The organism is Pseudonocardia sp. ICBG1034, assembly GCF_020131375.1.
GTDB classification, from domain to species: domain Bacteria; phylum Actinomycetota; class Actinomycetes; order Mycobacteriales; family Pseudonocardiaceae; genus Pseudonocardia; species Pseudonocardia alni.
Genome location: NZ_JAHLEK010000021.1, coordinates 117,296 through 142,332, shown reverse-complemented (window position 1 = coordinate 142,332; position 25,037 = coordinate 117,296). Strand labels below are relative to the sequence as shown.

At 75.4% G+C, this 25,037-nt stretch carries 26 protein-coding genes; 13 read left to right on the top strand and 13 right to left on the bottom strand.

Features of this window, described 5'->3' with window-relative positions; genetic code table 11:
* Window positions 1–194: 194 nt before the first annotated feature.
* A complete protein-coding gene (locus tag KPF22_RS22225) occupies window positions 195–1,004 on the top strand; it encodes a 1-acyl-sn-glycerol-3-phosphate acyltransferase (protein WP_208822472.1) in 810 nt (269 codons plus the stop codon).
* A gap of 3 nt (window positions 1,005–1,007) precedes the next feature.
* Here the strand turns inward: KPF22_RS22225 and KPF22_RS22220 are convergent, their stop codons facing one another.
* A complete protein-coding gene (locus KPF22_RS22220; protein WP_224403189.1) occupies window positions 1,008–2,399 on the bottom strand; it encodes a mycothione reductase in 1,392 nt (463 codons plus the stop codon).
* A gap of 54 nt (window positions 2,400–2,453) precedes the next feature.
* Here KPF22_RS22220 and KPF22_RS22215 point away from each other — a divergent pair, with 54 nt between their 5' ends.
* Window positions 2,454–2,918 (top strand): GNAT family N-acetyltransferase, encoded by a 465-nt coding sequence (locus tag KPF22_RS22215; RefSeq protein WP_178376820.1) that lies wholly within the window; start codon window positions 2,454–2,456, stop codon window positions 2,916–2,918.
* A gap of 7 nt (window positions 2,919–2,925) precedes the next feature.
* Here KPF22_RS22215 and KPF22_RS22210 read toward each other — a convergent pair whose 3' ends face one another.
* A complete protein-coding gene (locus KPF22_RS22210) occupies window positions 2,926–3,858 on the bottom strand; it encodes a hypothetical protein (RefSeq protein ID WP_224403188.1) in 933 nt (310 codons plus the stop codon).
* A gap of 188 nt (window positions 3,859–4,046) precedes the next feature.
* Between KPF22_RS22210 and KPF22_RS22205 the strand changes: the two genes are divergently transcribed.
* Window positions 4,047–4,475 carry a lipopolysaccharide assembly LapA domain-containing protein gene (locus tag KPF22_RS22205; RefSeq protein WP_178376818.1) on the top strand — a complete coding sequence of 143 codons (429 nt, stop codon included), beginning with the start codon at window positions 4,047–4,049 and terminating at the stop codon, window positions 4,473–4,475.
* Between the two features lie 45 nt (window positions 4,476–4,520).
* Here the strand turns inward: KPF22_RS22205 and KPF22_RS22200 are convergent, their stop codons facing one another.
* The 4 genes from KPF22_RS22200 to yaaA form a co-directional block, all read right to left on the bottom strand.
* A complete protein-coding gene (locus KPF22_RS22200) occupies window positions 4,521–6,311 on the bottom strand; it encodes a DEAD/DEAH box helicase (protein WP_374107519.1) in 1,791 nt (596 codons plus the stop codon).
* A gap of 247 nt (window positions 6,312–6,558) precedes the next feature.
* Complete coding sequence (locus KPF22_RS22195; RefSeq protein ID WP_224403187.1) at window positions 6,559–7,485, bottom strand: RIO1 family regulatory kinase/ATPase; 927 nt, start codon at window positions 7,483–7,485, stop codon at window positions 6,559–6,561.
* A 247-nt stretch (window positions 7,486–7,732) separates the two neighbouring features.
* Window positions 7,733–8,203, bottom strand: coding sequence for a hypothetical protein (locus KPF22_RS22190; protein WP_224403186.1), 471 nt, complete (start codon window positions 8,201–8,203; stop codon window positions 7,733–7,735).
* 38 nt (window positions 8,204–8,241) lie between these two features.
* The gene (yaaA, locus tag KPF22_RS22185) at window positions 8,242–8,991 is read right to left on the bottom strand and encodes a peroxide stress protein YaaA (protein ID WP_224403185.1); all 750 of its coding nucleotides are present in this window, start codon (window positions 8,989–8,991) and stop codon (window positions 8,242–8,244) included.
* A 276-nt stretch (window positions 8,992–9,267) separates the two neighbouring features.
* On the opposite strand from yaaA, the gene KPF22_RS22180 reads away from it, so the two are divergent.
* Both KPF22_RS22180 and KPF22_RS22175 read left to right on the top strand, forming a co-directional pair.
* Window positions 9,268–10,578: a bifunctional o-acetylhomoserine/o-acetylserine sulfhydrylase gene (locus KPF22_RS22180; RefSeq protein WP_224403184.1), complete on the top strand. Its 1,311-nt coding sequence runs from the start codon at window positions 9,268–9,270 to the stop codon at window positions 10,576–10,578.
* Window positions 10,579–10,603: 25 nt separating this feature from the next.
* Window positions 10,604–11,740, top strand: a complete 1,137-nt coding sequence (locus tag KPF22_RS22175; RefSeq protein WP_224403360.1) for a homoserine O-acetyltransferase — start codon at window positions 10,604–10,606, stop codon at window positions 11,738–11,740.
* A gap of 7 nt (window positions 11,741–11,747) precedes the next feature.
* Here KPF22_RS22175 and KPF22_RS22170 read toward each other — a convergent pair whose 3' ends face one another.
* Window positions 11,748–12,557: an SDR family NAD(P)-dependent oxidoreductase gene (locus tag KPF22_RS22170; protein ID WP_224403183.1), complete on the bottom strand. Its 810-nt coding sequence runs from the start codon at window positions 12,555–12,557 to the stop codon at window positions 11,748–11,750.
* Window positions 12,558–12,588: 31 nt separating this feature from the next.
* A complete protein-coding gene (locus KPF22_RS22165; protein ID WP_224403182.1) occupies window positions 12,589–13,611 on the bottom strand; it encodes a zinc-binding dehydrogenase in 1,023 nt (340 codons plus the stop codon).
* Between the two features lie 136 nt (window positions 13,612–13,747).
* Here KPF22_RS22165 and KPF22_RS22160 point away from each other — a divergent pair, with 136 nt between their 5' ends.
* From KPF22_RS22160 to KPF22_RS22150, 3 genes are all read left to right on the top strand, one after another.
* The gene (locus KPF22_RS22160; protein ID WP_208822486.1) at window positions 13,748–14,692 is read left to right on the top strand and encodes a helix-turn-helix domain-containing protein; all 945 of its coding nucleotides are present in this window, start codon (window positions 13,748–13,750) and stop codon (window positions 14,690–14,692) included.
* Between the two features lie 74 nt (window positions 14,693–14,766).
* A complete protein-coding gene (locus KPF22_RS22155) occupies window positions 14,767–15,306 on the top strand; it encodes a 2,4'-dihydroxyacetophenone dioxygenase family protein (protein WP_062401103.1) in 540 nt (179 codons plus the stop codon).
* A gap of 11 nt (window positions 15,307–15,317) precedes the next feature.
* On the top strand, window positions 15,318–16,757 hold the full coding sequence (locus KPF22_RS22150) for an MFS transporter (protein WP_208822488.1): 1,440 nt from the start codon (window positions 15,318–15,320) through the stop codon (window positions 16,755–16,757).
* A 53-nt stretch (window positions 16,758–16,810) separates the two neighbouring features.
* Here KPF22_RS22150 and KPF22_RS22145 read toward each other — a convergent pair whose 3' ends face one another.
* Entirely contained in the window at window positions 16,811–17,233 is a 423-nt protein-coding gene (locus KPF22_RS22145; RefSeq protein WP_224403181.1) for a PPOX class F420-dependent oxidoreductase, read from the bottom strand.
* Between the two features lie 66 nt (window positions 17,234–17,299).
* Here KPF22_RS22145 and KPF22_RS22140 point away from each other — a divergent pair, with 66 nt between their 5' ends.
* Window positions 17,300–19,045 (top strand): proline--tRNA ligase, encoded by a 1,746-nt coding sequence (locus KPF22_RS22140; protein WP_224403180.1) that lies wholly within the window; start codon window positions 17,300–17,302, stop codon window positions 19,043–19,045.
* A gap of 126 nt (window positions 19,046–19,171) precedes the next feature.
* Here the strand turns inward: KPF22_RS22140 and KPF22_RS22135 are convergent, their stop codons facing one another.
* Window positions 19,172–19,942 (bottom strand): hypothetical protein, encoded by a 771-nt coding sequence (locus KPF22_RS22135; RefSeq protein ID WP_224403179.1) that lies wholly within the window; start codon window positions 19,940–19,942, stop codon window positions 19,172–19,174.
* Window positions 19,943–20,037: 95 nt separating this feature from the next.
* Window positions 20,038–20,448: a secondary thiamine-phosphate synthase enzyme YjbQ gene (locus KPF22_RS22130; RefSeq protein WP_208826695.1), complete on the bottom strand. Its 411-nt coding sequence runs from the start codon at window positions 20,446–20,448 to the stop codon at window positions 20,038–20,040.
* A 38-nt stretch (window positions 20,449–20,486) separates the two neighbouring features.
* Here KPF22_RS22130 and KPF22_RS22125 point away from each other — a divergent pair, with 38 nt between their 5' ends.
* Complete coding sequence (locus KPF22_RS22125) at window positions 20,487–21,554, top strand: aminotransferase class V-fold PLP-dependent enzyme (RefSeq protein WP_224403178.1); 1,068 nt, start codon at window positions 20,487–20,489, stop codon at window positions 21,552–21,554.
* Window positions 21,555–21,567: 13 nt separating this feature from the next.
* On the opposite strand, the gene KPF22_RS22120 is transcribed toward KPF22_RS22125, so the two are convergent.
* Together KPF22_RS22120 and KPF22_RS22115 are read right to left on the bottom strand one after the other, a co-directional pair.
* Window positions 21,568–22,050 (bottom strand): ferritin-like domain-containing protein, encoded by a 483-nt coding sequence (locus KPF22_RS22120; RefSeq protein WP_062401114.1) that lies wholly within the window; start codon window positions 22,048–22,050, stop codon window positions 21,568–21,570.
* Window positions 22,047–22,592, bottom strand: coding sequence for a hypothetical protein (locus tag KPF22_RS22115; RefSeq protein WP_224403177.1), 546 nt, complete (start codon window positions 22,590–22,592; stop codon window positions 22,047–22,049). Before KPF22_RS22115 ends, KPF22_RS22120 begins: the two co-directional genes overlap by 4 nt.
* 322 nt (window positions 22,593–22,914) lie before the next feature.
* Here KPF22_RS22115 and rimP point away from each other — a divergent pair, with 322 nt between their 5' ends.
* Genes rimP through KPF22_RS22100 form a run of 3 tightly spaced genes read left to right on the top strand, consistent with a single transcriptional unit; the run spans window position 22,915 to window position 24,997 of the window.
* Complete coding sequence (gene rimP / locus KPF22_RS22110; protein ID WP_208826699.1) at window positions 22,915–23,535, top strand: ribosome maturation factor RimP; 621 nt, start codon at window positions 22,915–22,917, stop codon at window positions 23,533–23,535.
* Window positions 23,532–24,575 (top strand): transcription termination factor NusA, encoded by a 1,044-nt coding sequence (gene nusA, locus KPF22_RS22105; protein ID WP_208826701.1) that lies wholly within the window; start codon window positions 23,532–23,534, stop codon window positions 24,573–24,575. Before rimP ends, nusA begins: the two co-directional genes overlap by 4 nt.
* Before the next feature lie 35 nt (window positions 24,576–24,610).
* Window positions 24,611–24,997, top strand: coding sequence for a YlxR family protein (locus KPF22_RS22100; RefSeq protein WP_083474617.1), 387 nt, complete (start codon window positions 24,611–24,613; stop codon window positions 24,995–24,997).
* Window positions 24,998–25,037 lie beyond the last annotated feature (40 nt).

Below are 25,037 nucleotides of genomic sequence, written 5' to 3'. Positions count from 1 at the left end.
GTGCGCAGTACCTCGCTCGTCGAGACATCTCGACGCGTGGGGATCGCTCGAACGGGTGAGGTGTGGATCACCTCCGGTGGTCACGGCCGGGGTGGGTAGGACCACGGACGCATCCGGTCGTGGTGAGGGGCGAAGATGGTCGCGTGCCCGGGACCGGGCGCCGCGGACGGACGGGCGGGGAGAGGACGACGACGATGGGCGTGCCACCGGAGCTGACGGTGTGGCAGAAGGTCGTGGCGACGGTGCGCCGCCGGCGTCGCGGGTCGGGCTTCTGGTTCGGGCTCGCGATCGCGGTGATCTGGCCGTTCGTCGTCTTCGGGACCCGGCTGGGCTGGCGCGGCGCGGAGCACCTGCCGCGCACCGGCGGCGCCCTGCTGGTCGGCAACCACGTCTCGTTCTCCGACCCGATCTTCGACATCGCCTTCGGCACCGCGCACGGCCGGATCCCGCGGTTCCTGGCCAAGGGCGAGCTGTGGTCGGTGCCGGTGGTGAAGTGGGTGCTCGGGCACGGCGGGCACATCCCGGTGTACCGGTCGTCGAAGCGGGCCGCGGAGTCGTTCACCGGCTCGATCGACGCCCTGGCGCGCGGGGAGATCGTCGCGATCTACCCGGAGGGCACCTACACCCGCGACCCCGGGCACTGGCCGATGAAGCCGAAGAACGGTGTCGCCCGGATCGCGCTGCGCTCCGGCGCCCCGGTGATCCCCATGGCGAACTGGGGCACCCAGGACTTCCTGCCCGCCGACGGGAAGCCGACGCCGTTCCCGCGCAAGCGGGTCACGGTCGCGCTCGGCCCGCCGGTGGACCTCTCGGAGTTCGCCGGGAAGCCGCTCACGAAGACCACCCTGGACGCGGCCACCGCGAAGATCATGGACGCGGTGACCGGGCTGCTCGAGGAGCTGCGCGGGGAAACCCGCCCGGCGACGACGTACGACCCGGAGGCGCGGCCGCGTCCGGAGGCGCCCGGCGAGCCGCTCGACCCGGCCGAGCGCGCCGCCGGCTGACCCTCAGATCTCCAGGCCGAGCAGGGCGTTCTCGATGACCTCGGGCAGCGCCGGGTGGATCCAGTACTGCCCGGTCGCGATCTCGGAGACGGTCTGGCCGAACACCATCGCCTGGATGAGCTGCTGGACCAGCGTCGACGCCTGCGGCCCGAGCAGGTGCGCGCCCAGCAGCCGTCCGGTGCCCTTCTCCGCGATCAGCTTGCAGATGCCGGTGCGGTCCTCCATCGCCCAGCCGTAGGCGACGTCGCCGACGTTCTGCACCTTGACCGCGATGTCGAACCCGGCGTCGCGGGCCTCGGTCTCGGTCATCCCGACCGAGGCGATCTGCGGCTCGGTGAACACCGCGGCCGGGACGAAGTCGTGGTTGGTGGCGCGCAGGTCGTCCGGGTGCGCCAGGTTGTGCCCGACGATCTTGGCCTCGTGGTTGGCCACGTGCTTGAGCTGGTGCGGGGAGCTCACGTCGCCCAGCGCCCACACGCCCGCGGCGGACACGCTGCGCTGGTACTCGTCGACGGCGACCCGGCCGTCGGCGTGCACGGTCACGCCGCCCCGGTCCAGGTCCATCCGGTCGCCGTTGGGCATCCGGCCGGTGGCGACGAGCAGCGTGTCGGCGACGACGGTGGAGCCGTCGTCGAGGGTGATCTCCACCTCGCCGGGGCCGCCGCTGCCGTCGCCGGACAGCGCGGTGACCTGACGGCCCAGCCGGCAGTCCCAGCGGGCGGTGGCGACCTCGGTGAACCGGTCGGACAGCGTGTCGTCGAGGTGGCGCAGCAGCTTCGGTCCGCGGGCGATGACGGTGACCTCGGCGCCGAGCGCGGAGAACACGTGCGCGAACTCGGACGCGATGTAGCCGCCGCCGAGGATCGCGAGCCGGCGCGGGACGTCGTCGATCCGCATCACCGTGTCGGAGGTCTCGAACGGCACACCGGCGTCGCGGACCAGCGGCGGGATGCTCGGCCGCGACCCGGCGGCGATGACGATCCGGTCGCCGGTGACGGTGTCGGTGCCGGAGCCGTCGGTGCGCTCGACGCCCAGCTCGCGCTCGCCGGTGAAGCGGGCGTGCCCGAAGTACACGGTGACGTTGGGGCTGCGGTCGACCCGGTAGGAGCGTCCACCGTCGGAGATCGGGTCGATCCGGCCGAACACCCGGTCCCGGATGTCGGTCCAGCGGATCTTGTCGACGGTGCCGTCGACGCCGTAGGTGTGCGCGTGCCGGATGGTCTCGGCGACGTCCGCGGCGTAGACGTACATCTTGGTCGGGATGCAGCCGACGTTCAGGCAGGTCCCGCCGAACACCCCGTGCTCGACGATCGCGACGTCGAGATCGGCGAAGCGTTCGTCGATGAAGGTGTTTCCGGAACCGGTGCCGATGACGACCAGATCATGGTGGGCCACGTCGCGAGGCTAACCGCTTCCGCGGTCCCGCGACGCTCTGGTACCCCTCTGCGGATGACCGTTCCCACACCGGCCGCGGCGACCCCGACCCTGCACCGCGCCTGGGCCGCCGATCTCGACCCGGCCACCCTGTACGCGCTGCTCGCGCTGCGCACCGCGATCTTCGTCGTCGAGCAGGAGTGCCCCTACCAGGAGCTCGACGGGCGCGACCTCGAACCGCGCACCCGGCACCACTGGCTGGCCGACGGCGGCACGGTCGTCGCGACCCTGCGGCTGCTGGCCGACCCCGGCGGGGTGCTGCGGATCGGCCGGGTCTGCACCCGCGCCGACGCGCGCGGACGCGGGCTGGGGCACCGGCTGATGGACTCGGTGCTCGCCGAGGTCGGCGACCGCCCCTGCGTGCTCGACGCCCAGGAGGTCCAGGAGCCGTTCTACGCCCGGCACGGATTCGTGCCGGCGGGGGAGCGGTTCGTCGAGGACGGCATCCCGCACGTCCCGATGGAGCGCCGCCGCTCCTGAGCGGAGCTCAGCCCGCGGCCCGCTTGCGCAGGTCCGGCGGGAACTGCCCGGCGTCGATGCAGGCCTGCGACCAGCGGTCCAGGTCGGCGGTGACGCCGTCGAGGTCGTCGCCCAGCGCGGCGACCAGGTCGTCCTGGGAGGCGTCGGTGGCGGCCTCGACCCGGTCGCGGAAGCGGCGGCCGTCGTCGGTGAGGGCGGCGTCGGGCCCGGCGGAGGTGGTCAGGCCCTCCTCGGCGAGCCTGCGGGCGCCCGCGTCGGCCATGTCCTGCGGCCAGGCGCGGGTGCCGGAGTACTCGCCGAGCGGGTAGCCGACCCACAGCTCGGCGAGGACGCCCATCCGCACCGGGTCCAGCCCGGCCGCGACGGAGGCGGCCACGTGGCCGTCGCCGCGGTGCTCGCGCACCAGGTCGGCGGCCCGCCACAACCGCCCGGCCGGATCCTGCGGACGGGGCCGGGCACGCAGGGCGGAGAACAGCGGCCTGCCCGCGCCGGACACCGCGTCGACGGCGCGCTCCAGGATCCCGGCGACCTCGGCGACGCGGCCCGCGTCGGTCTCCTCGCCGAGGACCGCGCGCAGGCTCGCGGCGGTCTCGGCGTCGCGCAGCCGCTGCAGCTCCTCGACGTCGACGAGGCGCAGCGCGTCCTCCCAGGTGGAGCCGACGAACCCGGGCTCGAACACGGCGAACGCGGCGGCGACCAGCTCCCCCGGCGCCCGGCCGCCGAACGGTCCGCCGCGCCCGCCGACGTAGGCGGTGAAGAAGTCCAGGCCGCGGGCGCCGACGGCGTCGCCGACCCGGGAGGACCAGACGTCGTGCATCGCGACCGGTTCGAGCGCGTCGCGCAGCCGGCGGGCCGGTGCGCCGCCGGTCACCGCGCCGGGCACCTCGATCCCCTCCGGTGCGGCGGCGAAGAAGACCCGGACGGCCTCGGCGTGGTCCACGTGCGCTCCTCGCGGGGTTCGGCGGCGCTGCCGGTCCGACGGTAGTTCCTCGGCCGGTGGCGCACGACCGGACGGCGGGCGTGCCCCGCGCGTCGCCGTCGCCGGGACGCCGAGTGCGCGATACTCCCGCGCGTGCCCGGAACCGGAGGGTGCACGAGCGGACACGCTGGGAGAGGAAGGCGGAACGGATGAGCGACGACCGACGGGGCGGCGACTCCCCGGCCTGGGGGCGGGTCGGACCGGAGGACCCGACGGCGGACCCGGCGACCCATCCGGCGCTGCGCACACCCGACCCCACGGCCGATCAGCCGACCGTGGCGGTGCCGGTGGAGGGCGGCGGCCCGGGCTCCGAGGCCACCACCGAGAAGCGCGCGATCCCGCACACCCGCACCGGCGGGCTGTGGGCCGCGCTGATCCTCTCGGCGGTCGTGCTGATCTTCCTGCTGGTGTTCATCCTGCAGAACACCGAGCCGGTCGCGATCAACTTCCTGTGGCTGACCGGGACGCTGCCCACCGGGGTGGCGCTGCTGTTCGCCGCGATCGCCGGGATCCTGCTGGTCGCCGTGCCCGGGACGGGCCGGATCCTGCAGCTGCGCCGGCAGGCGCGGCGAGGCTGACCCGCACGGGTCGCGGCCGGGGCGCCGGCCGCGACCCGAGGGAGGTCAGCGCCGTCGGCGCGGCCGGTCGGTGCGCGCGGTCCCGCCCGGGGCCGGGCGGCGGCGGGGTGTCGGCTTCGGCGGCTTGGCGACGACGATCGGCTCGCCGGACGGCTCCCGTGAGCCGGTCACGCGGACCAGGTCCGGGTGCCCCGGGCGGACCGTCGAGACCTCGGCGGAGACCCCGGCCTGGCGGGTGAGCAGGTCCACCTCGGCGCGCTGCTCGGGCATCGCCAGCGTCACGACGACGCCGTCCTCACCGGCCCGGGCGGTACGCCCGGCACGGTGCAGGTAGGCCTTGGGGTCGGCGGGCGGGTCGACGTGCACGACGAGCCCGACGTCGTCGATGTGGATGCCACGGGCCGCGACGTCGGTCGCGACGAGCACCGGCACCGCGCCGGAGCGGAAGTCGTCGAGCGCGCGGTTGCGCTGGCTCTGCGAGCGGCCACCGTGCAGCGGCCCGGCGGCGACGCCCTCGCGGCGCAGCACCCGCACCATCCGGTCGGCGCCGTGCTTGGTGCGCACGAACAGGATCGTGCGGCCCTCCCGGGCGGCGATCTCGGCGACGACGCGGGACCGGTCGTCGCGGTCGACGACGAGCACGTGGTGCTCCATCGTCGCGACGCTGCCGGTCGGCGGGGCGACCGAGCGGGTCACCGGGTCGGTGAGGTGGCGCCGGACCAGCGTGTCGACGTCGCCGTCGAGGGTCGCGGAGAACAGCAGGCGCTGTCCGTCGGCGGGGGTGCGGTCGAGGATCGCGCGGACCTGGGGCAGGAAGCCCATGTCGGCCATGCGGTCGGCCTCGTCGAGCGCGGTGATCGTGACCTCGGACAGGTCGCAGGTGCGCTGCTGCAGGTGGTCGGACAGCCGGCCCGGGGTGGCGACCAGCAGGTCGACCCCGCGCCGGAGCTCGGCGACCTGTTTGTTCATCGACATCCCGCCGACGATGTCGGTCACCCGCAGGTCGACCGCCTTCGCCAGCGGCGCCAGGACCTCGACGACCTGGGTGGCGAGCTCGCGGGTCGGGACCAGCACCAGGCCACGCGGGGCGGTCGGGCGGGAGCGCTCCCCGGCCAGGCGGGCCAGCAGCGCGAGCCCGAAGGCGAGGGTCTTGCCGGACCCGGTCTGGCCGCGTCCGAGCAGGTCGCGCCCGGCGAGGGTGTCGGGCAGCGTGGCCGCCTGCACCGGGAACGGGGCGGTGAAGCCCTGCTCGGCCAGTGCCTTGGTCAGGCGCTCGGGCAGGCCCAGCTCGGCGAACGACGGCATACCGTCCTCGGGCTCGACCCACTGCGGCTCCGGTTCCGCCTTCGGGGCGGCGACGGCGGCGGCGCGGGCCGGGGCCGGACGCGACGCCGCGGCGCCGCCACCGCGGCGGCCGCGGCGGGCGGCCGGACGGTCACCGCCGCGCTGCGCGGACCGGGCGGGGCCGCGATCGACCCGGCTCCCGTCCTGGAGGTGCTCGCGACGCTCGGCGCGGTTGCCGCCGCCGTCGCCGGAGCGCTCGCCCCGGGCGGAGCGGTCCCCACGGGGGGCGCCGGAGCGCTCGCCGCGGGCGGGGCCGCCGGTGCGGGCGCCCCGGGCCGGACGCGGGGCGTCGCGGCGGTCGTCGTCGCGGGAGGGACGGTCGCGGCGGTCGTCGCCGCGGGTCTCGGTGCGGCGGTCGTCGCGCCGGGCCGACCCGCGGTGGGCGCCACCGTCGGCGGACGGCCCGGACGGGCGGGTGGCCCGCCGGCGGGCGGGACGGTCGGACGTGGTGCCGGCGTCGGACGACGGCGGGCGGAACTGCGGCCTGGTCAAGACAGGTCTCCTCGAGAACGTGGCACGTCCTGCGGAGACCTCGGGGGAGGTGTGCTCGGCCGACGGGCCCGGGCGCGGCGGCGCGTCGTCGCGGTGCGCGCTCCGTGATGGAAGGGCTCGGCCCGGCGGCTCTGGCGGCCGGGCGCTCGTCGATCCACACTACGCGCCGTACCCGTGCTCCCCGGTGCCGGGCCGCCGGGACGCGACGCGTGACGCCGCGTCGCGCCCCGGGGAACGGCGGGGCGGGTCAGCCCAGCAGGGTGCGTTCCCGCAGCTCGGTGAGGAGCCGCCCGGGTGCGGCGGGGTCGTGCCCGCGGGCGACGAACCACTCGCCGATGCGTCGGACGTCACGGTCCAGGAACTCCGGTCCCTGCGGGTTGCCGACGACGTCGACGACCTGTGGCAGGTCGATCAGCACCGCCCGGCCGCGGTGGACGAGCACGTTGTAGGCCGACAGGTCGCCGTGTGCCCAGCCGAGGTCGGCGAGCACGCCGAGGGCGTCGACGAGGTCGTGCCACAGCGCGGTCAGCTCGCCCGCGTCCGGGCGCAGCGCGGCGAGCCGGGGTGCGGCGCGCCCGTCGGGCGTGCCGAGGAACTCCAGCAGGACCTCGGTCCCGTCGACCGACACCGGGTAGGGCACCGGGGCGCCCGCGGAGTGCAGCCGGGCGAGCGCGGCGAACTCGGCCGCCGCCCACTGCCCGGCGATGAGGTCGCGGCCCAGCGCGGTGCGCTGCGCCATCGCCCGTGTCTCCCGGGAGCGCCGGACGCGGCGCCCCTCCAGGTAGCCGGCGTCGCGGTGGAACATGCGGTGCGCGGGGTCGCGGTAGCGCTTGGCGGCGAGCAGCACCCCGTCGCGGCCGGGGAGTCCGCGTTCGACGAGGTGCACGTCGGCCTCCTTGCCGGTCTTGAGCACCCCGCGCTCGTGGTCGACGGCGCCGGTGTCGGTCACCAGCCAGCCGGGGCGGGGGTGCGGGCCACGGGCGCCGGCGGGCAGCCCGGGCCAGGTGGACCAGCGGTCACCACCGCCGGGGACCTCGGCGGTGTCGGGGTCGTGCCCGGCCCGGCCGTCCAGGGCGAGCGCGGCGGTGGCGGCGCGGCCGGGACGGGGGCGGGGCTCGTCGTCGTCGACACGGCGGCGACGGCGGACGGGGACGGGACGGTCGGAGGAGTACACGTGCGGCTCCGGAGGCGGCAGGGGGTGCCGCGCGGAGCCGGTCCTCAGGGACCGGTCGTGCCGCGCGACGGGGACGGTGCTGGCGGGCACGCGCTGCGCACCCGGACACGACGGACGGCCATCGGTACGCACCTCCCCGCTCGCACCGCGCGGCCCTGCCGCGCCACCGGTCCCTCCGGCCGGTGGCGACCCTGCCGGACGCCGTCCCGGCCCGCCACCGGTTTTCCGCCCCGCGCCGGCCCTGCGCTCAGCCGAGGGCGCTGAGTGCGCCGAGCCCGATCGCGGCGAACAACGCCGCCCACACCACGACGGCCACGACCTGCCAGACCACGACCTGGCGCCGGTCCAGTCCCGCGGCGACCATCCCGAACGCGGTCACCGAGATCGCCATCAGGGTCGGGGCCAGCAGCGACGCGACCGGGACGCCGTAGCGGTCCACCCGGGCGATCACCTTCTGCCGCCGTTCCGACGGCGGCCGCGACGCGCGGCGGCCGAGTCCCCGCCGGGCCCGGTCGCCCAGCCGCACCGCGACGACCAGGGCCAGCACGTTGCCCGCGATCGCCCCGGCGGCGGCGAGGAGTACCGGCATGCCGGTGACCGTCCCGACCAGCGTGCCCGTGTAGGACTCCAGGAACGGCACCAGGCCGATCACGAACACCGACAGGAACTGCCACACCGGGCCCACGGCGGCGACCCACAGGTTCAGCTGCTCCACCATGCCCGGATCATGCCGTATGTCCGACTCGGTGCGCGGGTTCAGGCCGGGACGACGAGATCCAGGTGGTCGCCGTCGCGTTCGACGACGTGTCCCGCCCGCCGCGCGATCCGGGCCACCGCGCCGGCGTCGGCGGGCTCGGCCCGGGAGGTCGCCAGCAGCCGGGCCAGGCCGCCCTTGTGCGACTTGTTGTGGTGGCTGACGACCGACCGGCTCCCGTCCGGTCGCCGGGCCAGCACGTTCACCGTCACCGCCCCGGGGACCGTGCCGAGCGCGGCGTAGCCGCCGGAGCGGAGGTCGACGACGAGCTCGCCGTCGGCGATGCGGGCCAGCAGCGGGTCGAGCGCCGGGCGCCAGCGCGCCGCCAGGGTGCCCGAGCCGGGCAGCTTCGAGCCCGCCGAGAGCCGGTAGGGCGGGATCGGGTCGTCGGCCCCGAGCAGCCCGAACAGCGCCGAGCACACCGCGAGCCGGGATCGGGCCCGGTCCCGGGTGGCGCGGGTGAAGGAGCCGGCGTCGAGGGCGTCGTAGAGGACCCCGGTGTAGCGGTCCAGCGCGGGCAGCGTCGGGTTCGTGCGCAGCGCGGCGTTGCGGTCGATCTCGGCGTCCTGGCGCTGTGACACCCCGAGCGCGGCGCGCGCGGCCGGCCGGTCGCCGGCCAGTGCGACGAGTTCGTCGCAGAGGTCCGTGCGGACGGGGCCGAGGTCGGCGTCGTGGGAGAGCGCGGTGAGGTCGAGCGGCGGGCCGTCGCCGCCGTCACGCTTGGTCTCCGAGGGCGGCAGCAGGACGAGCACGGCGCACCAGAGTAGTGATCGCCGCGCGCGGCCGTTGTGCCCGCCGGGGGACCGCACTAGGTTCGGGCCCGTGACCTGCCTGGTGGCGCGCATCCACGTCGACTGCATGCGGATCACGAGCGCGGCCTGTCGCCCCCGCCGCTGACCCGCGCTCGTCCGAGGGCCCACGTACGCGTCCGCCCCGCCACAGCCCTGAAGCCGCCGCGATCGACCGACCCGGGCCCGGCCCGCCTCGGCACGTTCACACCGGCGGTCGACCCGAAGAGGAGTCCTACCGTGACCGACCCCGACACCACCGCCAACTGGTCGTTCGAGACCAAGCAGGTGCACGCCGGCGCCGCACCCGACCCGACCACGAACGCCCGGGCCACGCCGATCTACCAGACGACGTCCTACGTCTTCCGCGACACCGACCACGCCGCGAACCTGTTCGGGCTCGCCGAGTTCGGCAACATCTACACGCGGATCATGAACCCCACCCAGGACGTGCTGGAGCAGCGCGTCGCCGCGCTGGAGGGCGGGGCCGCGGCCCTGGCCGTCGCGTCCGGGCAGGCCGCGCAGGCGCTCGCGGTCCAGAACATCGCCGAGGCCGGGGACCACATCGTCTCCAGCGCCTCGCTCTACGGCGGCACCTACAACCAGTTCCACTACACCTTCCCGAAGATGGGTATCGAGGTCACCTTCGTGGAGGACCCCGACGACCTGGAGGAGTGGAAGGCCGCGATCCGGCCGAACACCAAGGCCCTCTACGGCGAGACGCTGGGCAACCCGCGCGGCAACATCCTCGACATCGCCGCCGTCGCCGGTGTCGCGCACGCCGCCGGGGTCCCGCTGATCGTCGACAACACCGTCCCGACCCCGTACCTGGTGCGGCCGATCGAGCACGGCGCCGACATCGTCGTCGAGTCCCTGACCAAGTTCCTCGGCGGCCACGGCACCTCGGTCGGCGGCATCATCGTCGACTCCGGGAAGTTCGACTGGGTCGCCAACTCCGACAAGTTCCCCGGCCTGACCAGCCCGGACCCGAGCTACCACGGCGCGGTGTTCACCGACGCCGTCGGCCCGATCGCCTACATCATCAAGGCCCGTGTGCAGCTGCTGCGCGACCTCGGCCCGGCGATCTCCCCGCAGAACGCGTTCCTGATCATCCAGGGCATCGAGACGCTGTCGCTGCGGATGGACCGGCACAACCAGAACGCCCAGGCGCTGGCCGAGTGGCTCGAGGCCCGCGACGAGGTGGAGAAGGTCCACTACGCCGGTCTCCCGTCCAGCCCGTGGCACGCCCTGCAGCAGAAGTACCTGCCCAAGGGCGGTGGCGCGATCGTGGCGTTCGAGCTGCAGGGCGGCATCGAGGCGGGCAAGAAGTTCGTCAACGCCCTCGAGCTGCACAGCCACCTCGCCAACATCGGCGACGTCCGCAGCCTGGTCATCCACCCGGCCTCGACCACGCACAGCCAGCTCTCCGCGGAGGAGCAGCTCGCCTCCGGCGTGACCCCGGGCCTGGTCCGGCTGTCGGTGGGGCTCGAGGGCATCGAGGACCTCAAGGCCGACCTGGACGCCGGTTTCCGCGCCGCGAAGGGCGCCTGAGAGCGGATCTGATTACCTGGTGTCCGTGAACGACATCGAGCTCCCTCCCGCCAGCGGCGCCTGGCGGGAGGGGGACGACCCCGGCCGCCGCCACTTCCTCGACCTGCCCGCGCCGCTGAAGCTGGCGGCCGGCGGGGAACTGCCGGGCGTGCGCCTGGCCTACGAGACCTGGGGCGAGCTCGCACCGGACGGCTCCAACGCCGTCCTCGTCCTGCACGCCCTCACCGGCGACGCGCACCTGGAGGGCCCGGCGGGCCCCGGGCACCCGACGTCCGGCTGGTGGCCCGGACTGATCGAGCCGGGCGGACCGCTGGACCCGGCCCGCTGGTTCGTCGTCGCGCCGAACGCGGTCGGCGGCTGCCAGGGCAGCACCGGTCCGGCGTCCCGCGCGCCGGACGGGCGGACCTGGGGCAGCCGGTTCCCGACGGTCACCGTGCGGGACACGGTCGCCGCCGAGCAGTACCTGGCCGACGCGCTCGGCATCGACGCGTTCGCGTGCGTGATCGGCGGCTCGATGGGGTCCATGCGGTCCCTGGAGTGGGCGGCCACCGAGCCCGACCGGGTACGGCGGCTCTTCCTGCTCGCGGGGCCCGCGGCGTCGTCGGCGGACCAGATCGGCTGGGCGAACCCGCAGATCCAGGCCATCACCTCCGACCCGCACTGGCACGGCGGCGACTACCACGACACGCCCGAGGGTCCCTGGCGCGGACTGGGCGTCGCGCGGCGGATCGCGCACCTGTCGTACCGGTCGGGCTTCGAGCTGGCGACCCGGTTCGGCCGTGACCCGCAGTCCGGTGAGGACCCGTTCGCCGGCGGCCGCTACGCCGTGGAGTCCTACCTGGACCATCATGCGCACAAGCTGGTGCACCGCTTCGACGCCGCGTCCTACGTGCGGCTGACCCAGGCGATGAACCACCACGACGTGGGCCGCGACCGGGGCGGGGTGGCGTCGGCGCTGTCGCGGGTCCGGGCCAGGACCTACGTCGCCGGGGTCACCTCCGACCGGCTCTACCCGCTCGCCGAGCAGCAGGAGCTGGCCGACGGCATCCCCGGCGCCGACCCGCTCAAGGTGATCGACTCGCCGTACGGGCACGACGGGTTCCTGGTGGAGACGCCGACGGTGGCCCGGTTGCTGGCCGAGCTGCTCGACGAGGCGGTCTGACGCCCGCTCAGGCGGGGGTGTGCGAGAGCGCCAGCGCACCCCCGTCGATCGGGTACACCCCGCCGGTCATGTAGCTCGACGCGTCCGAGGCCAGGAGCAGCGCGAGGCCCTTCAGCTCGTCGGTGTGCCCGATCCGGCCGAGGGGCACGGTCTCGCGCCACACCGCCTCGCCCGGGTCGAACCCCTCGCCGATGTTCGTCCGGAACGGTCCGGGCGCGATCACGTTGACCGTCACGCCGGAGCCGGCCAGGTCCAGTGCGGCCTGCCGGCCGAGGCTGACCACCGCGGCCTTCGTGCTCGTGTAGGAGTAGGCGACCATCGGGTCGGTGCGCAGCCCCGCGGTGGACGCGGTGAGCACGATCCGGCCGCGGCCGCGCGGGCGCAGGATCGCGGCGGCGGCGCGCACGGTGTGCAGCACGCCGTCGAGGTTGACCGCGCGCACGGTGTCCCAGGAGTCCATCGGGAACTCCTCGATCCGCCAGCCCGGCTCGGTCCAGCTCGCGCCGATCGAGATCCCGGCGTTGGCGAACACCCCGTCGAGGCGGCCCGCGTCGGCGTCGGCGTCGGACAGCGCGCCGGCGACGGCCGCGCCGTCGGTGACGTCCACGACGTGCCCGGAGACCTTCCCGCCGCGGTCCCGCAGGCGGGCGGTCTCGGCCCCGACCCGGTCGGGGCTGCGGTCCAGCAGGGCGACGTGCGCGCCGGAGTCGGCGAGCACCTCCGCGATCGCGAGGCCGATGCCGGACGCACCGCCGGTGACGGCGTAGCTGCGGCCGGCGACGTCGAAGAGCGACACGGCAGGGACGGGCTGGGACACGGTGGTTCCTCTCGTGGTGGGGGTGGTGGGATCAGCCGGTGACGTCGACGAGGGTCTTGACCACGTCGTCGGCGTCCCGGCCGGACAGGGCGGACACGGTGTCGGCCAGGCCGATGCGGCGGACCGGCAGCGCGCCGACGGCGTCGGCCCAGCGGCCCACCAGCGCGGCGGCGGTGGCGAACTCGGCGCCGGTGCAGCAGCTCGACCCGAGCACCGCGACCTCCTTCGCCGCCAGCAGCCCGGTGTGCACCGGGCCCGCTGCGGAGGTCAGCCCGATCGCGACGACGGTGCCGCCGGCCCGGACCAGGTGCAGCGCGGTGTCCAGCACGGCGGGGACGCCGGTGGCGTCGACCACCAGGTCGGGCGCCTGCCCGCCGGACCAGGCCTCGACCTCGGCGGCGAGCCCGTCGCGCGTCGTCGTGGTGGTCCCGGCGGCGCCCCACAGCGCGCCCGCCCGGACCCGCGCGGGGGCGGGGTCGACGAGCAGGGTCGGGACGCCGGCGTCGGCGAGGACCAGGCAGACGCCCTGACCGACGGCCCCGCCGCCGAACACGACCGCCCGGTCGCCGGGGCGGACCCGGCCGCGGGCGACGGCGTGCACCGCGACCGACACCGGCTCGGCCAGCGCGGCGGTCGCCGGGGCCACGTCGCCGACCGGGACGACGTTCGCCGCGGGCACGGCCAGCGCCCCGGCCAGGCCGCCGTCGAGGTGCACCCCGATGACGCGCAGCGACGGGCAGGCGTTGACCGCCCCCGCGGTGCACAGTCGGCAGGTCCCGCAGGACAGCAGCGGCCACACCGCGACGCGGGTCCCGGCGGCGAACCGGCCGGACGGGTCGTCGAGCACCTCGGCGGCGATCTCGTGGCCCTGGATGCGGGGCAGCCCGCGCTCGGCGCCGGACAGCGCGCCGGCGTCGCCGTCGAACAGGTGCAGGTCCGACCCGCAGACCCCCACGACGAGCGGCCGCAGCAGCACCTCGCCCGGGCCGGGGACCGGGTCGGGGACCTCGGTCACGACGAGGCGTCGCGCGTCGGTGGTGACGGCGGCGATCATGGTTCTCCTCTGGGCCGACGGCGGTGTCGGGCCGTAACGTAGGTCGACCGATCGCCGAGCGACATGGCGCGCAGCGCAGCGCACCCGGCAATCCGCGCAGGGCGAGCGGCCGTGGTACGAGGAGGTACGACGGACGATGAGGATCGACACCAGCGCGCTCGCGCCGCACCGGCAGGCCCGGCACTGGCAGTCGGTGATCAGCGACGTCTACGTCCCGCTGGAGTTCCGGCCGCACACCACCGGCTCGTTCGCCGCCGAGCTGGAGGTCCACCGGGTCGACGACCTGGAGGTCAGCACACTGCGGGCGGACCCGCACGCCGTCGTCCGGGCGCCGGACCGCGACGCCGCCACGATCTTCGTGATGCTGCCCCGGTCCGGGGTGCTGCACGTCGAGCAGGACGGGCGCACCGCGCTGCTGCGCCCGGGCGACCTGGCCTCCTACGACGCGTCGCGGGCCTGCCTCATCGAGTCCCACGAACCGTTCGACCTCACGGTGCTCAAGGTGCCCGCGGAGCGGTTCCGCACCGCGGGCTTCGCCGCGCCCCCGAGCTGGTCGACCGCGGTCCGCATCGGCGCCGAGAGCCCGGTCGGGTCGCTCACCGCGCCCTTCGTGCTGCGACTGGCCGAGCTGGGCCGGATGCACGACCACGTCGGGGTGCGGGCGTCGACGATCGCGCTGCTCGCCGCCGCGCTCGGCTCGGCCGGGGAGGACCCGGGCGACGCCCGGGCGGTGCTGCGGGCCCGCGCCACCGCGGTGCTGCGCGACCGGCTCGGCGACCCGTCGCTCGACCCGGCGCGGATCGCGGCCGCGCTGCACGTGTCGCTGCGGACGCTGCAGGTCGCGTTCGCCGAGGTCGGGGCGTCGCCGGCGCGCGAGCTGCTGGCCGCCCGCCTGGACCGGGCCGCGGACCTGCTCGCCGACCCGGCGGGCCGGACCGTCACCGAGGTCGCGCACGCCGTCGGGTTCGGCGACCCGTCGCAGTTCTCCCGCTCGTTCAAGGCACGGCACGGCGCGTCGCCGCGGGACTGGCGCGACGCGCTGCGCGAATCGGCAACCGCTCCTGCGCCTACGCACATGTGAGCCGGGCCACCGGCCGCCTACGTTCTGCCGGTCCCGCTCGGCGGGACTCCGATGCAGAGACGCAGGGAGCCACCATGACGCAGCTGTTCGACCCGCCCACCACACCCGACGCCGACCCGGCAGGCCCCTACCCGGCGTCGCGGCTGGCCATCACCCGCGAGTTCGAGGTCCCCGACATCCACGTGCCGCCGTCGGAGGAGGCCTCGCCGTGGGTCCCGTGGGGCGACAACGCCGCGATCCGCCACCTCGCCTTCGACGTCCGCAACAACAAGTTCTCCAACATCCTCTGGGTCAAGGGCGGCGGCCGGCTCGGTGTGCACCGGCACTCCGGCGCGGTGCGCGGCTTCTGCCTGGAGGGCTCGTGGCGCTACGAGGAGTACGACTGGGTCGCCACCCCCGGCGCCTACGTGCACGAGAACCCGGGCGTGCAGCACACCCTGGTCTGCGACGACCCGAACGGCATGAAGACCCTCTTCTGGATGGAGGGCACGCTGGAGTTCTACGACGACCACGGCGCCCTCGACGAGATGATGGACGTCTTCTGGTTCATCGAGCACTACGTGACGTACTGCCGTGCCCACGGCATCGGTGTCAACGACGCGCTGTTCGTGTGAGGCCGGACCCGATGACGACGACCTCTCCCGCCACTCCGTTGCCCGTCCGCTCCGAGGCCGACGTCGTGGAGGCCATCGAGGCCTCCCGCGGCACCACCGGCCGGATGCGCTGGGTCTGGGTGCTCGCCCTGGGCGGCATCTTCTTCGAGGCCTACTCCAGCGCCGCGCTCGGCTCCGCCCTGGACGCGCTGAACCGCCAGCTCGCGCTCACCCCGCTGGAGCTGTCGGTCGTCACCAGCACGTCGATGCTCGTCGCGCTGCTGCTCTGCCCGGTCGCCGGACGCCTGTCCGACCGCTGGGGCCGGCTGCCGATGATCCTGCTGGCCAAGGTGCTCGCCGTCGTCTCGACGGTGCTGGCGATCGCCTGGCCGTCGTTCGAGCTGCTGGTCGTGTCCCGGGTCCTGGCCGGTGCCTCCTGGGCGCTGGACTTCGCCGTCGTCATGGCCTACATCGCGGAGTGGCTGCCGCGCCGCCACCAGGGACGGCTCAACCGCTGGCAGGGCATGTGGTACGTCGCGACGACGTCGAACCTGCTGCTCACCGTGGCCGTGTACTCCCTCGGCGTCGGCGACGACATCTGGCGCTGGTCGCTCGCCAGCGCCGGCGTGATCGCGGCCCTGCTGGGTGTCGCGCAGTGGTTCCTACTGCCCGAGTCGCCGCGCTGGCTCGCCGCCCGCGGCCGGGTCCGCGAGGCCGCCCGCGCGCTGCGCACCGTCTACGTCGTCGACGTCGAGCAGCCCGACGCGGACGTGCCGCCCGCCCGCGACGTCGTGCAGGTCACCGGCATGCAGGGGATGGCCGAGATGTTCGGCGGGCGCTACCGGCGCCGCACCCTGCTCGCGTCGATCACCTTCATGATGCAGGGCCTGGAGTACTACGCGATCGGCTGGTACCTGCCGATCATCGCCCTGCAGCTGTTCGGTGAGGGCTTCGTCGCGGCCACGCTCGGCGCGGTCCTGTTCAACGTCTTCGGCATCATCGGGGGGTTCGGCTCGACCCGGGTCGCCGCCGCCCTGCGGATCCGGCGGTCGATGCAGATCGGCTTCGCCGGCGTGACCGTGCTGATCGTGCTGCTGGGCCTGTTCTTCCACACGCTGCCCACCTGGGCGGCCATCGCGATCCCGGCGGCGTTCCTGCTGCTGCACTCGGCGGGCCCGGCACCGGGCGGCGCGAGCCTGGCCGCGCTGGCCTACCCCAGCCACCTGCGGGCACTGGGGTCCGGTGTCACCAACACCGCGGGCAGCACCGGTGCCGCGATCGGGCTGTTCGTGTTCCCGCTGCTGCTGGCCACGGTCGGGCCGCAGGGCGCGATCCTGGCGACGGCGATCGCCCCGGCCATCGGGTTCGTCGCCTCGACGGTGCTGCGCTGGGACCCGGAGCGGGAGCCCGCCGCGACCGTCGCGGCGGAGGGCTCGCCGGTCACGGCCGGGGAGCCCCCGCTCGTGCACTGAGCCACCGCGGGACGGGGCGGGCGAGGCCGACGGCTCCGCCCGCCCCGCTGCGGTCAGCCCAGGTTCTCGCCGTAGACGCGCTGCACCCGCATCGTCATCAGCACCCGCCGGTCCCGGACCATGACCTCGCGGTACTCGTCCCAGTCCGGGTGCTCCCCGGCGGCGGCGCGGTACCAGTCGACCAGCGCCTGCACGGCGGGGCCGTCGGGGGAGTCGTCGGGGCCGAGCAGCTCCACCGGGCCCTCGGCCGTCGCCCAGGAGCGGCCGTCGGTGCTCTCCACCGACAGCGCCGCCCGCGGGTCCCGCCGCAGGTTCGCGGTCTTCGCCCGCCCCTCGGTCATCGACACCTGCACCGTCCCGGCCGCGCGGTCGTAGTACGGCGTCACCGGCGACAGCTGGGGCATGCCACTGCGCTTGATCGTCGCGAGGACGCCCTGGCGTGCCCCCGCGAGCAGCTCGTGCTGTTCGTCTCCCATACCCCGAGTCTGCCCGCTCCGGAACCGGGATGAGCGGCTCCGGGGTCCCTCGCTACCCTTCTGCAGGTGTTGACCCGGATGTCGTCGCTGTTCCTGCGCACCCTGCGTGAGGACCCGGCCGACGCGGAGGTACCCAGCCACAAGCTGCTGGTCCGCGCCGGTTATGTCCGTCGCGTGGCCCCGGGCGTGTACTCCTGGCTCCCGCTCGGTCTCAGGGTGCTCCGCCGCATCGAGAACGTGGTGCGCGAGGAGATGGACGCCATGGGCGGCCAGGAGATCCAGTTCCCGGCGCTGCTGCCGCGCGAGCCCTACGAGGCGACGAACCGGTGGACCGAGTACGGCCCGAACCTGTTCCGCCTGAAGGACCGCAAGGGCGGTGACTACCTGCTCGGCCCGACCCACGAGGAGCTGTTCACCCTCGCGGTCAAGGGCGAGTACTCGTCGTACAAGGACTACCCGGTCATCCTGTACCAGATCCAGAACAAGTACCGCGACGAGGAACGCCCCCGCGCGGGCATCCTGCGCGGCCGCGAGTTCCTCATGAAGGACTCCTACTCCTTCGACCTCACCGACGAGGGCCTGTCGGAGTCCTACCGCAAGCACCGCGACGCCTACGTGAAGATCTTCGACCGGCTCGGGCTGCGCTACGTGATCGTGTCCGCGACCTCGGGTGCGATGGGCGGGTCGGCGTCGGAGGAGTTCCTCGCCGAGTCCGAGACCGGTGAGGACACCTTCGTCCGCGGTCCCGGCGGCTACGCGGCCAACGTCGAGGCCGTCACCACGCCCGCGCCCCCGGCGATCCCGCTCGACGGGCTGCCCGCGGCGCAGGTGCACCACACCCCGGACACCCCGACCATCGAGTCGCTGGTCGACTTCCTCAACGCGCACACCGAGCGGACCTTCACCGCGGCCGACACGCTGAAGAACGTGCTGGTCAAGACGCGGCAGCCGGGCGCGGCCGAGTGGGAGCTGCTGGGGATCGGCGTCCCGGGCGACCGCGAGGTCGACATGAAGCGCCTCGAGGCCGCGCTGGAGCCGGCCCAGGTCGAGCTCCTCGACGAGGCCGACTTCGCGCGCAACGCGTTCCTGGTGAAGGGCTACATCGGCCCGGGCGCGCTCGCCGCGAACGGCGTCCGCTACCTCGTCGACCCGCGGATCGTCACCGGCACCGCCTGGGTCACCGGTGCGGACAAGTCCGACCACCACGTCGTCGACCTCGTCGCGGGCCGCGACTTCACCCCGGACGGCACGATCGAGGCCGCCGAGGTGCGCGCGGGGGACCCGTCCCCGGACGGCACCGGCGTGCTGGAGGCCGCCCGCGGCATCGAGATCGGGCACATCTTCCAGCTCGGCCGCAAGTACGCCGACGCCTTCTCCCTCGACGCGCTGGGCCCGGACTCCAAGCCGGTCCGGATCACGATGGGCTCCTACGGCATCGGCGTGTCCCGGCTGGTCGCCGCGGTCGCCGAGCAGTCCCACGACGGCTCCGGCCTCGTGTGGCCGCGCTCGGTCTCGCCGTTCGACGTGCACGTCGTCGTCGCGGGCAAGTCCGCGGAGCTGCTGGAGGGCGGCGAGGCCGTCGCCGCCGAGCTGGAGGCCCACGGCCTGTCGGTCGTCCTCGACGACCGCAAGGCCAGCCCCGGCGTGAAGTTCGCCGACGCCGAGCTGATCGGGGTGCCGACGATCGTCGTCGTCGGGCGGGGGCTCGCCGACGGGAAGCTGGAGCTCAAGGACCGCGCCACCGGCGAGCGGAGCGAGATCGACCGCGCCGGTGCCGCCGAGCTCGTCGCGGGGATCGTCCGCGGGGCCTGACCCCCGCTCCACGCCGCCGCCACCCCGCGCCGCCACCGCGCGCCCCCGCGTCCCCGCGTCCGCACGAACGGGCCCTTCGTACGAAAGGTTCGTACGAAGGGCCCGTTCGTGCGAACCAGGCGGGGGTCAGTCGGGGCGGACCGCCGAGGCGGCGAGGTCGGTGAGGGCCGAGCGGGGGACCGCGTCGCCCGGACCGCCGCCCGCGTCCGCGGCGACGACTAGCATCGCGACGCCGACCGACCCGTCCCGGGCCTGGGTGCGGGGGACCGCCAGCACACCGACCGCGCCGTCGGTGGCGCGGCACCCGCCGGCCCCCGACGCGGTGCCGTCGGTGCGGACCGTGGCCTCGACCCACGTCCCCGGCTCACCGCTGCCCGGACGCGGTCCGGGCGGCCCGACCGCCACCTGCGGTGCGGAGCCGGCGTAGGCCGACTCCCCGGCGCCGCGGGCGAACGCCTGCGCGGCCTGCTCGACCGTCGTCCCGGCCGGGACGGCGACGAGTGCGGCCGCGGCGACCCCGCGCGGCGCGGCGCCGACGGGGCAGTCGCCCGCGGCGAACGGGGGCGCCTCGGCGAGCCGGGCGAACGGCACCCCGAACACGTCCAGGGCGGGCGCGCCGGCGGTCGGGGCCGTCCATCCCGGCGGGGGCGTGACGGCGAACGCGGCGGGCTCCGCGGCCGGGGCTGGTGCGGGGGCGGCCGGTCCGGCCGGGGTGGCGGTGGTGGAGTCCGGGCGGATGCCGCCGAGCCCGGCCACCGCACCGGCCACGACCAGCACGGTGACGGCGGCGGCCAGCGCGGGACGCAGCCGTCGCCCGGAACCGGGGGAGGGGTCGCCCGGGCGCGACGGTGTCGCGGGAGCCGGGCGGTCGGTCGTCGTCGTCCGGCCGGAGGTCACCGGCGCAGCGTACGGCGGTGTCGCGCGACCCCGGTGCGGTGTTCCGGCGGGCGGGCGGCCGCGATCGCCCGGCGGTCCGGGGCGTGCGGCGGGGCTCAGCCCGGCAGCAGTGTCAGCCGCACCGAACGCGTCGGGTTGTCGATGTTGGTGTCGACCAGGCAGATCGACTGCCAGGTCCCCAGCGCCGGGCGGCCGTCGATCACCGGCACCGTCGTCGACGGTGGCACGAACGCGGGCAGTACGTGGTCGCGCCCGTGCCCGGAGCTGCCGTGCCGGTGCCGCCACCGGTCGTCGGCGGGGAGCAGCTCGCGCAGATGCTCGAGCAGGTCGGAGTCGCTGCCCGCGCCGGTCTCGATGACGGCGATGCCTGCCGTCGCGTGCGGCACGAAGACGTTGAGCAGGCCGTCACCGGCACCGCAGTCGGACAGGAAGCGTTCGATCCGGTGCGTCAGGTCCACGACGGTCTCCTCGGAACCGGTCCGGATCTCGATCAGCTCGCTGTGCACACCCGGAGACACTAGGACCCTCACTACGCTCGGGCAGCGTGGACGACACGGTCACCTTCGCCGGGTGGGAACTGCCACACCGGCCCGGCTACCTGAACACCGCGAGCATCGGCATCCCGCCGCTCCGGGCGTCGGCGGTGGTCGCCGACGTCGTGGCGCGCTGGGCGGTCGGCGCGGCCTCGCCGAGGGACTTCGACGACGACGTCGAGGCGGCCCGCGCGGGGTTCGCCGCGATCACCGGGGTGCCGGTCGCCGACGTCGCGCAGGGCGCCACGACCTCCGGCCTGATCGGTCCGCTCGCCGCGTCGGTGCCCGACGGCACCCGCGTGCTCGCCGCCCGCGGCGAGTTCTCCTCGGTGACCCGGCCGTTCGCGGTGCAGGCCCACCGCGGGGTCCGGGTGACCGAGGTGCCGCTCCCGGAGCTGGCGGCCCACGCCGCCGACCACGACCTCGTCGCGGTGTCGGTGGTGCAGTCCGCCGACGGCGCGATCGCCGACGTCGACGCGCTGCTCGCCGCCCGCGCCCGCAGCGGAGTGCGGCTGCTGTTCGACGTCACCCAGGCCGCCGGGTGGCTCCCGCTGCGTCTGCACGACGCCGACGCCGTCGTCGGGGCCGGGTACAAGTGGCTGCTCGCGCCGCGCGGCACCGCCTGGCTGGCCCGGCGTCCGTCGTGGGTGGACGGGCCGCCCGCCGGGGCGTGCTGGCCGGAGCCCGTCCCGCACTCCGCGGGCTGGTACGGCACCCAGGACCGCTGGGGCGGCGGGCTCTACACCCCGGACCCGCCCGCGCGGCCCGGACCGGCCGGCGGCGAGGAGGCCCCCGTCTGGTTCGCCCACGCCGGCGCCGCGGTGACACTGCCCTGGCTGGCCTCGCTCGACGCCGACGGCCTGCGCGCGCACTGCGTCGGCCTCGCCGACACCCTGCGCGAGCGGCTCGGGATGCCGCCCGCCGGGTCGGCCATCGTGTCGGTGCGTGCCGAGGGGGCGGCCGACCGGCTGGCCGCGGCCGGGATCACCGCGGCCGTGCGCGACGGGGCCGCCCGGCTGGCGTTCCACCTGTCGACCACCCCCGACGACGTCGAGGCGGCCGCCGCGGCGCTCCGTTGAGCGCCGCGACCCCTCAGCTGCGGCCGGGGAACACCGGCACGACGGGGGACCGCTCGGTGACCCCGCGCCAGTACGCGAGCCGGCCGGTGCACTCGACCATCGCCTTCAGCCCGGCCTCGCGCAGCGGGACCGACGACGACCGCTCGGTCACCGACCGCCAGGCGGCGATCGCGTCGGTCTCGGCCGACACCAGCAGCGCCCCGGCCGACACCCCGTCGACGACGGGCTGCGGGGCCGCGTACGCCGGCTGCGCCGAGACCGGCCGCTGCCCGATGTCGGACAGGGTCTGGGTGATCTGGCCGCGCAGGGTGGTGTGGGCCTCGATGTCGCCGCGGGCCCGGGTCGCCCACTCCGGCGGGATGAACGCGAGCGCCATCTTGTACGCCCACAGCGCCGCGTGCTCGCAGGCGAGTGCCCGCTGCAACGCCTCGACGGTGACCTGGGGGACCTGCGGCTCGTCGTCGGAGGACTGCCGCGGCCGTGGACCCGCGCTCACGCCGGCGCCCCGGTCAGGACCGCCGCGTAGGTGGCGCAGCAGGCGGCGACCTCGGCGACCAGACCCACCTGCAGCGCCGAGGCGCGGGGGACCACCTCGCCCGCGCTGCGGGCCGACCCGGCGACCGCGTCGCGTACCGCGGCGAGGTCCCCCGACGGCGGTGTCGCGGGGGCGGCGATCTGGCCCGGAGTGCGCCCGCCCGCCTGGTCCAGCGCGGCGGCGTGCTCCATGCGGGCCGCGCGCAGCGGCTCCAGCCGGCCCGCGAGCGACGGGTCGCCGGTCACCGCGGCGACGATCAGCGCGGCGTCGGACCGGGCTGCGTCGGCGAGCGCGAGCAGGGCGTCGGAGGCGTCCTCGGTGCGCGTCGTCGCGCTCGAGCAGCCCGCCAGCGGCACCGTCGCGGCCACCGCGGCCGCGGTGGCCAGCACCTGGCGCCGCGTCGGGCGGACACCGCCGCGGCGGGTCACCGGCGACGGGGCCACCGACGGCGGCGGCCCGGCCGGGGACACCCGGGGCGACACGGATGGCTCGCGGTCGTTCACGTCGGGTCATGCTGCCAGCACGTGCCGGGCCGCCCGGCACCGACCGTGCCCGCCCGGGCCGCGGACGACCGCCCACCGACGGGCCACCGACCGGCGGCCCGCCGGGCCGACGCGCTAGGCTCGTCGGCCGTCCCCACCGTCACCGGCACCGTCCGGTCCCGGCCGGACGCGTCGCGGTGTGCGGCGCCGACGTCGCATGCCGTCCGCACGCGTCCGACGTGCCCGCCCACCGGCGGTCACGGCACCACGATCGACGCCCACCCGAAGCCCCGCCGACCGGTCGCCACCGCGGCGGGCACCCTGACACGAGGAGAGTCACCCGATGCGCAGTCCGGACCCCGCACAGCTGGCAGACCAGCTGCGCGGCGTGCTCGAGCCGGTGGTCCACGGGGCCGGGCTGGAGATCGACGCCGTGGAGGTCCGCACCGCCGGGCGACGGCACTCGGTCAAGCTCGTCGTCGACCTGCCCGAGTCCTCGCCCGCGACCGGCATCGACCTCGACGTCATCGCCCGGCTCAGCCGCTCCGCGGCCGCCGAGCTGGACCCGCACGAGCACCTCATCGAGGGCTCGTACACGCTCGAGGTGACCTCGCCCGGGATCGACCGGCCGCTCACCGAGCCCCGGCACTGGCGGCGGGCCTACCTGCGCCTCGCGCGGATCACCCTGACCGACGGCACCGTCGTCGAGGCCCGGGTCGGCCGGCTCGACGGCGACACGGTCGCCGTGGCGGTCCCCGGCCGGAAGGCGCCGGAACGGCGGGACATCCCGCTGGCCGAGATCCGGCACGCCCAGGTGCAGGTCGAGTTCAAGCCCGCACCGCCCGCGGAGACCGCACTGCTCGACCCGGACGCGCTGTCCGGGAGCACCGACGGGGCCGACGGGGCCCCCACGAACCACGACGGCGGCGCCGCCGAGACCGTCCGCGACGAGGAGAACCGGTGAACGTCGACATCCCCGCGCTGCGCGCGATCGAGCGGGACAAGGAGATCCCGTTCGAGACGGTCCTCTCGGCCATCGAGACGGCGCTGCTCACCGCCTACCGGCATACCGACGGCCACCACGCGGACGCCCGCGTCGACATCGACCGCAAGACCGGTGTGGTGCGGGTCATGGTCCGCGACGCGGCCGACGCCTCCGAGGACGGCACCCCCGGCCCGGAGTTCGACGACACCCCGGAGGGCTTCGGCCGGATCGCGGCGACCACCGCCCGCCAGGTCATCCTGCAGCGGCTGCGCGACGCCGAGCACGAACGCACCTACGGCGAGTTCTCCACCAAGGAGGGCGAGGTCGTCGCGGGCATCGTGCAGCGCGACGCGCGCGCCAACGCCCGCGGCGTCGTCGTGGTCGAGCTCTCCGGCGGCACCGAGGCCGTGCTGCCCGCCGCCGAGCAGGTGCCGGGTGAGGTCTACCGGCACGGCGACCGGATCCGCTGCTTCGTCATCGGCGTGAACCGCGGCCCGCGGGGCACCTCGATCACGCTCTCGCGGACCCACCCGAACCTGGTGCGGAAGCTGTTCGCCCTCGAGGTGCCCGAGCTCGTCGACGGCTCCGTCGAGATCGTCTCGGTGGCCCGTGAGGCCGGGTTCCGTTCCAAGATCGCGGTGCGCTCGACCCGCTCCGGGCTCAACGCCAAGGGCGCCTGCATCGGCCCGATGGGTGCCCGGGTGCGCGGTGTGATGGGCGAGCTGGCCGGCGAGAAGATCGACATCATCGACTGGTCCGAGGACCCGGCCGAGTTCGTCGGCAACGCGCTCTCGCCGTCGAAGGTGGTCTCGGTGACCGTGCTCGACGAGCGCGCCCGGATCGCCCGCGTCGTCGTGCCGGACTTCCAGCTGTCGCTGGCGATCGGCAAGGAGGGGCAGAACGCCCGTCTCGCCGCCCGGCTCACCGGCTGGAAGATCGACATCCGCAGCGACGCCGACCCGCGCGACCCGGTCACCCCCGACGGTGGGCCGGCCGACCCCGCCGGGGAGCCGTCCTGACCGACGGAGATCAACAGCAGGGGTCGGGCGAGGGAATGCCCGACGATCGCCCTGCGCTACACTCGTCATCGGCCCGCGGTCGCGGACCGTCGCCCACGCACACCCGGTCGGTTCCGATCCGGACCTGTGTGGGGTGCCGGACCCGGGAACGGGCCGACGTACTGTTGCGGGTGGTCGTGGAGAACGGGCGTTGCATTCCGGATCCGCGCCGCCGTCTCCCCGGACGGGGTGCCTGGTTGCACCTCTCGACGGGGTGCCTGGACAGGGCCGAGCGACGCTCGGCGTTCGCCCGGGCGTTACGCGTCCGCTCGGCACCGGACGTCACCGCCGTCAGGCGGTGGCTGCAGGAGCCGCGCGACCCGCTGGGGCCCGGGAACCTCTCGGACCCGTCATCGGAAGAAAGCAAGGTCGACCAGTCATGAGCCAGCAGTGAAGATCGCACCATGAACGTGCTTCGACACT